Origin of the sequence: Kitasatospora sp. NPDC088134 (assembly GCF_044741705.1) — a bacterium.
GTDB lineage: Bacteria > Actinomycetota > Actinomycetes > Streptomycetales > Streptomycetaceae > Kitasatospora.
This window is the reverse complement of record NZ_JBIUTD010000023.1, coordinates 67,483-73,748: the sequence shown is the minus strand read 5'-3', so window position 1 is coordinate 73,748 and position 6,266 is coordinate 67,483. Positions and strand designations below refer to the sequence as shown.

At 73.7% G+C, this 6,266-nt stretch carries 6 protein-coding genes; 4 read left to right on the top strand and 2 right to left on the bottom strand.

Going from position 1 to position 6,266, the window contains the following annotated elements; genetic code table 11:
- Nucleotides 1–112: 112 nt before the first annotated feature.
- Together dnaJ and hrcA are read right to left on the bottom strand one after the other, a co-directional pair.
- A complete protein-coding gene (dnaJ, locus tag ACIOHG_RS28575) occupies nucleotides 113–1,249 on the bottom strand; it encodes a molecular chaperone DnaJ (RefSeq protein ID WP_400954670.1) in 1,137 nt (378 codons plus the stop codon).
- An 86-nt stretch (nucleotides 1,250–1,335) separates the two neighbouring features.
- Entirely contained in the window at nucleotides 1,336–2,349 is a 1,014-nt protein-coding gene (gene hrcA / locus ACIOHG_RS28570; protein ID WP_400954737.1) for a heat-inducible transcriptional repressor HrcA, read from the bottom strand.
- Between the two features lie 394 nt (nucleotides 2,350–2,743).
- Between hrcA and htpX the strand changes: the two genes are divergently transcribed.
- From htpX to ACIOHG_RS28550, 4 genes are all read left to right on the top strand, one after another.
- A complete protein-coding gene (gene htpX, locus ACIOHG_RS28565) occupies nucleotides 2,744–3,661 on the top strand; it encodes a zinc metalloprotease HtpX (RefSeq protein WP_400954668.1) in 918 nt (305 codons plus the stop codon).
- 48 nt (nucleotides 3,662–3,709) lie between these two features.
- A complete protein-coding gene (locus ACIOHG_RS28560; protein ID WP_400954667.1) occupies nucleotides 3,710–4,297 on the top strand; it encodes a hypothetical protein in 588 nt (195 codons plus the stop codon).
- Nucleotides 4,298–4,505: 208 nt separating this feature from the next.
- Nucleotides 4,506–5,276 carry a DUF2785 domain-containing protein gene (locus tag ACIOHG_RS28555; protein WP_400954666.1) on the top strand — a complete coding sequence of 257 codons (771 nt, stop codon included), beginning with the start codon at nucleotides 4,506–4,508 and terminating at the stop codon, nucleotides 5,274–5,276.
- Between the two features lie 154 nt (nucleotides 5,277–5,430).
- Nucleotides 5,431–6,264 carry a DUF3097 domain-containing protein gene (locus ACIOHG_RS28550; protein ID WP_400954665.1) on the top strand — a complete coding sequence of 278 codons (834 nt, stop codon included), beginning with the start codon at nucleotides 5,431–5,433 and terminating at the stop codon, nucleotides 6,262–6,264.
- The last annotated feature ends 2 nt before the right edge of the window (nucleotides 6,265–6,266 follow it).

Here is a 6,266-nt window from a genome sequence, read left to right as displayed (position 1 = left end):
GGGGGGGGGGGGGGGGGCCGCGCGGCCCCCCGGGGGGGGGGCCCCGCCCCCGGGGGGGGGGGGGGGGGGGGGGGGGGCGCCCCCCCCCCCCCCCCCGGCCCCGGAACGGGCGTCAGCGCCCGTTGAAGGCGTCCTTCAGCCGGGAGAACAGGCCCTGCTGGCCGGGCGCGAACTGCCCGGACGGCCGCTCCTCCCCGCGCAGCACGGCGAGCCGCCGCAGCAGCTCCTCCTGCTCGGGGTCGAGCTTGGTGGGCGTCTGCACCTCGACGTGCACTATCAGGTCGCCCCGGCCGCCGCCGCGCAGGTGCGTGATGCCGCGGCCGTGCAGCGGGATCGACTGGCCGGACTGGGTGCCGGGCCGGATGTCGACCTCCTCCAGGCCGTCCAGGGTCTGCAGCGGCACCTGGGTGCCGAGCGACGCGGCGGTCATCGGGATGGTGACGGTGCAGTGCAGGTCGTCGCCGCGGCGCTGGAAGGTCGGGTGGCTGGTCTCGGCGATCTCCACGTACAGGTCGCCGGCGGGGCCGCCGCCGGGGCCGACCTCGCCCTCGCCCGCCAGCTGGATCCGGGTGCCGTTGTCGACGCCGGCCGGGATCTTGACCGTCAGGGTGCGGCGGGCCCGGACCCGGCCGTCGCCGGCGCACTCCGGGCACGGGGTCGGGACCACGGTGCCGAAGCCCTGGCACTGCGGGCAGGGGCGGGAGGTCATGACCTGGCCCAGGAAGGACCGGGTGACCTGGGAGACCTCGCCCTTGCCGCGGCACATGTCGCAGGTCTGGGCGGAGGTGCCGGGGGCCGCGCCCTCGCCGTTGCAGGTGGTGCAGGTGACGGCGGTGTCGACCTGGAGCTCCTTGGTGGTGCCGAACGCGGCCTCCTCCAGGGTGATCTCCAGCCGGATCATGGCGTCCTGGCCGCGGCGGGTCCGCGAGCGCGGGCCGCGCTGGCCCGTCGCGGCGCCGAAGAAGGCGTCCATGATGTCGGAGAAGCCGAACCCGGCCGCGCCCGCGCCGAACCCGCCCGCCCCGCCGCCGGGCGACAGCGGGTCGCCGCCGAGGTCGTAGACCTGACGCTTCTGCGGATCGGAGAGCACCTCGTAGGCGGCGTTGATCTCCTTGAACCGCTCCTGCGTCTTCGGGTCCGGGTTGACGTCCGGGTGCAGTTCACGGGCAAGGCGTCGGAACGCCTTCTTGATCTCGTCCTGCCCCGCGTCGCGTCGGACGCCGAGTACCGCGTAGTAGTCCGTGGCCACCAAATGCTCCGGTTTGTTCCGCCTCTAGAAGTGCTCTGCGATGGCTCTGCGCGAGTGTCCCACACAGACCTTGCCGTCCCGAGCAGCTATGACTCGGCCAGGATCTGGCCGACGTACCGTGCCACCGCGCGCACCGCCCCCATTGTGCCCGGGTAATCCATCCTGGTCGGACCGATCACTCCCAGCTTCGCCACGCTCTGATCGCCCGAACCGTAACCGACCGAGACCACCGACGTGGAATTCAGGCCCTCGTAGGCGTTCTCGTGGCCGATCCGGACCGTCATCGCGGAGTCCGCCGTCTCACCCAGCAGGCGCAGCAGCACCACCTGCTCCTCCAGCGCCTCCAGCACCGGACGGATGGTCAGCGGGAAGTCGTGGCCGAAGCGGGTCAGGTTGGCGGTGCCCGCCAGCATGATCCGCTCCTCGCTCTGTTCGGCCAGCGCCTCGAACAGCACGCTCAGCACGGTGCTGACGATCGACCGCTCGGCCGGCTCGAAACCGGCCGGCAGGTCCTCCAGGACGGTCGGCACCTCGGGCAGCCGGCAGCCGCCCGCCATGCCGTTCAGCCTGGCCCGCAGGTCTCCCAGCAGGGCCTCGCCGACCTGGCCCGGGCAGTCGACCATCCGCTGCTCGACCCGGCCGGTGTTGGTGATCAGCACCAGCATCAGCTTGGTCGGGGTGAGCGACACCAGTTCGATGTGCCGGACCGTGGAGCGGGTCAGCGACGGGTACTGGACCACCGCGACCTGCCGGGTCAGCTGCGCGAGCAGCCGCACCGTGCGGGCCACCACGTCGTCCAGGTCGACCGCGCCCTCCAGGAAGTGCCGGATCGCCCGGCGTTCCGGGGGCGTCATCGGCTTGACCTCGGCGAGGCGGTCGACGAACAGGCGGTAGCCCTTGTCGGTGGGGATCCGGCCCGCGCTGGTGTGCGGCTGGTGGATGTACCCCTCCTCCTCCAGCGCGGACATGTCGTTGCGGACGGTGGCCGGGGAGACGCCCAGGTTGTGCCGCTCCACCAGCGCCTTGGAGCCGACCGGCTCCTCGGTGCCCACGTAGTCCTGGACGATCGCGCGGAGCACCGCCAGCCGCCGCTCGTCCAGCGGACGCACGGACGGGCGGGTCTCGATCAGACGGCCGTCGGGCTTGCCGTCGGGCTTGCCGTCGTCCTGCACGGTCGGGCACCTCCGTCGTCGTCCGTCGGTCTGGTCGGTCCGCTTGCTGCGGTCGTTCCGGTCTCCGGGGGCTCACCGCCCCCGCCTGGCACTCAACTGGGCAGAGTGCCAGAACCGTACGTGCCAGTGTACGGCCCGGGCCTGACGGCAGGAACGGTCCGCCCACGTGATCCTCGTCCGAAAACCGCCCCCCGCCCCGCGCGTGTCGGATTCCCCCCGATTCCCCCCGTTTCGCATGGTGCCCGCGGCCCCGCCCGGTGGCAGCATCGAAGGCGAGCGGGGCAGCGGCGGCGCGGCCCGGCCAGGCAGAGGAGGCGCAGCGATGGCGGCACAGCACTCCCGGTTCGCCCCCGACCGCGGACTGACCGGCCGGATGGTCGTGACCATGTTCCTGATCGGCCTGGTCTACGTGGGCTTCACCGGCCTGCTGATCGTGCTGCTGCGCGGCGCCTGGCCGCTGGTGGTGCTGATCTCCGGCGGCCTGTTCGTCGCCCAGTTCTGGTTCTCCGACAAGATCACCGAGCGGGCGATGGGCGCCCACCAGGTCTCGCCCGAGCAGTACCCCGAGCTGCACGGCGCCGTCGACCGGCTGTGCGCGCTCGCCGACATGCCCAAGCCCCGGGTCGCGGTCGCCGACAACGACATGCCGAACGCCTTCGCCACCGGCCGCAACCCGCAGAACGCGGTGATCTGCGTGACCACCGGCCTGCTGCGCCGGCTGGAGCCGGAGGAGCTGGAGGGCGTCCTCGCCCACGAGCTCTCGCACGTCGCGCACCGGGACGTCGCGGTGATGACGGTGGCCGGCTTCCTCGGCGTGCTGGCCGGCGCGATCACCAGGATCGCCCTGTACGGCGGCATGATGGGCGGCAACAACCGCAACAACAACGACCAGAACGCGGCGATCGCGATGATCCTGATCCCGCTGGTGTCGATGGTGGTGTACGCGATCAGCTTCCTGCTCACCCGGCTGCTGTCCCGCTACCGCGAACTCGCCGCCGACCGGGCCGCCGCCCAGCTCACCGGCCGCCCCTCCGCGCTGGCCTCGGCACTCACCAAGGTCACCGGGCAGATCGGCGCCATCCCGACCAAGGACCTGCGGCAGGCCCAGCCCTACAACGCCTTCTACTTCGCGCCCGCGCTGAGCGCCAAGGAGGCCGCCGCGCAGCTGTTCTCCACCCACCCGTCGCTGGAGCAGCGGCTGGCGCAGCTGGCGAAGATCTCCGGCGAACTCGGACAGTGACCGTTCCCCCTCCCTTTCCCGTCAACGATCCGTGAGGAGCCTTGCCCCGTGGGATTCCTGGACGCGCTGTTCGGCCGGACCAAGCCGGTGAAGCCCGACCTCGACCAGCTGTTCGGCGTCCCCTCGGCCGCGCTGACCCTGCAGGCCGCCGCCGGGTTCACCCCGACCGGGCTCGGCTCGGTCTGCTTCGCCGCCGTCGAGGGCGCCGCCTTCGCCGAGGTGCAGTCCCAGGTCCGGGCCCTGCTGGACGCCGACACCGGCCGCGGCGGCACCCCCGTCGAAGCCTCCCGCGACGCCTACGGGTACTCCTGGCTGCTGGCCCGGCACACCCCCGACGAACTCCCCGACCTGGTGAACGACCTGCACGCCGTCAACAGCGAGCTGGAGGCCAACGGGTTCGGCCCGCAACTGCTCTGCTCCCTGGTCGGCTTCCGCGACCCCGGCGGCCGGGCGCTGGCCCTGGTCTACCTCTACAAGCGCGGCACCTTCTACCCGTTCGCGCCGGTCGCGGGCGGCGGCGAGAAGCGCGACAACGCCCTGGAGCTCCAGGTCAAGGCGATGCTCGGCAACGACCTGCGGATCGAACCGGACCTCTCCCGCTGGTTCCCGGTCTGGGGCGCCCCGGGTCTCACCTGACCCCGCGCCCCTCCTCTCCCCCGGCCCGGTCCTTCCTCCCGCCCGGCCCGCGCCCCCTCCCTCCGGTTCCCGTCCCCTCCCCCCTTCCTTCTCCGCCCAGCCCCCTCCGGTTCCCGGCCCCTCCCGCCTTCCCCGCCGCAACGTCCTTCCTCCGCCCCGCGGGTTATTCGCTGGTGGTCGCACGGGCGGGCCCCTAGGGTGGCCGGTCGTGATCGACTGGACCGCGCTGCCCGACCGTGACCCGTCCGACGCCGAACTGGCCGCCGTCGTCGCGGCGCTGCGCTCGCCCGACCCGGTGGAGCGCGACGAGCGCGCCTACCCGCGGCTGGCCGGCTGGGCGCCTGTCCTCCCGGAGGAGCGCCGGCTGGCGCTCGGTGACGCGATGGCGGAGCGGTTCGCCGACCCGGAGATCCAGGCCCGGACCTTCGCCCCGCTGGTGCTGGCCCGTCTCGTGGCGGCCGGCGCCCTGCGGCCGGGGTGGGTCGACGCCTTCGCCCGCTGGTACCCCGCCGAGACCGACCTGCGCGGCCACCACCCCGAGCTGGGCTGGTTGCACGCCGTCGCGCACGGCGCCGACCTGCTGGCCGCGTTCGGGCAGCACCCGGACGTGGACCCGGTACCGCTGCTGCACCTCGGCGCGGCCCGGTTGCTCGCCCCGACCGGCCACGTCCTGGACTCGATGGAGGACGACCGCCTCGGCTTCGCCCTCGCGCTGACCCTGACCCGCCCGGAGCTGACCGAGGACGCGGCGGTCGGCTGGCTGGACGCGGTGGCGGAGGTGTTCGCGGCCGGCGAGCCCGGGCCGATGCCCGCCGAAATCTCCAACACGCTGCGCACCCTGCGGGTGGTGCACCTGCTGGCGGTGCGCGGCGTGCGCCCGAAGTGGGGCGGGGACGAGGTGCGGACGCTGCCGCACGGCGCGGCGGTGGGCGGGCGGATCGCCGAGGTGCTCTCCACGGCCGCCCCGTACCTGGGCTGACGGAGCGTCGCCTGCCGGTCCGTCAGCCGACCCGCCAGTCGTTCCGTCAGTTGTTCCGTCAGTTGTTCCGTCGATCAGCCCGTCAGTCGACCCGTCGGCCGCCGGGCCCCGCCGGGTGCGGGCGCGGGCGCGGCGGTTTCGTAGACTGCCACCCATGCGGAGCAGGGAGTACGGACCGGATCTGACCCCGCCGTGGAAGCGGCAGCAGCCCGCCCCCGAGGTCGCGGCGGAGCGCGACCTGGTGGTGGAGGAGGCGGCGACCGGCTTCTGCGGGGCGGTGGTGCGCTGCGAGCGGACGGCCGAGGGCTTCACCGTCACGCTGGAGGACCGGTTCGGCAAGCACCGGGTGTTCCCGCTGGTGCCACGCGGCTTCCTGCTGGAGGGCCGGGTGGTGACGCTGGTCCGGCCGACCGGTCCCGCCCCGGCGCGCGGGCCCGGGCGGACCGCCTCGGGGTCGGTCGCGGTGCCGGGGGCGCGGGCCCGGGTGGCCCGCGAGTCGCGGATCTACGTGGAGGGCCGGCACGACGCCGAGCTGGTCGAGCGGGTCTGGGGCGACGACCTGCGGATCGAGGGCGTGGTGGTGGAGTACCTGGAGGGCGTGGACGACCTGCCCGCGATCGTCGCCGAGTTCGCCCCCGGCCCGGGCCGCCGGCTCGGCGTGCTGGTCGACCACCTGCTGCCCGGCACCAAGGAGCACCGGATCGCCGAACGGGTGACCGGCGAGCACGTCCTGGTCGTCGGCCACCCGTACGTCGACATCTGGCAGGCCGTCAAACCCGCCGGGCTGGGCTTCGCCGCCTGGCCGGAGGTGCCGCGCGGCGAGGTGTGGAAGGAGGGCATCTGCCGCCGCCTGGGCTGGCCGGCGGACACCCCCGCCGCCTGGAAGCGCATTCTCGCCTCGGTCGACGGCTGGAAGGACCTGGAACCCGAACTCCTGGGCCGGGTCGAGGAGTTGATCGACTTCGTCACCCAGCCGGGCAGCTCCTGACG

What these genes read in the sequence shown, in the direction of transcription:
- htpX (WP_400954668.1), top strand. Translation starts at nt 2,744, where the DNA reads ATGGCGGCACAGCACTCCCGGTTCGCCCCCGACCGCGGACTGACCGGC.
- ACIOHG_RS28550 (WP_400954665.1), top strand. Translation starts at nt 5,431, where the DNA reads ATGCGGAGCAGGGAGTACGGACCGGATCTGACCCCGCCGTGGAAGCGG.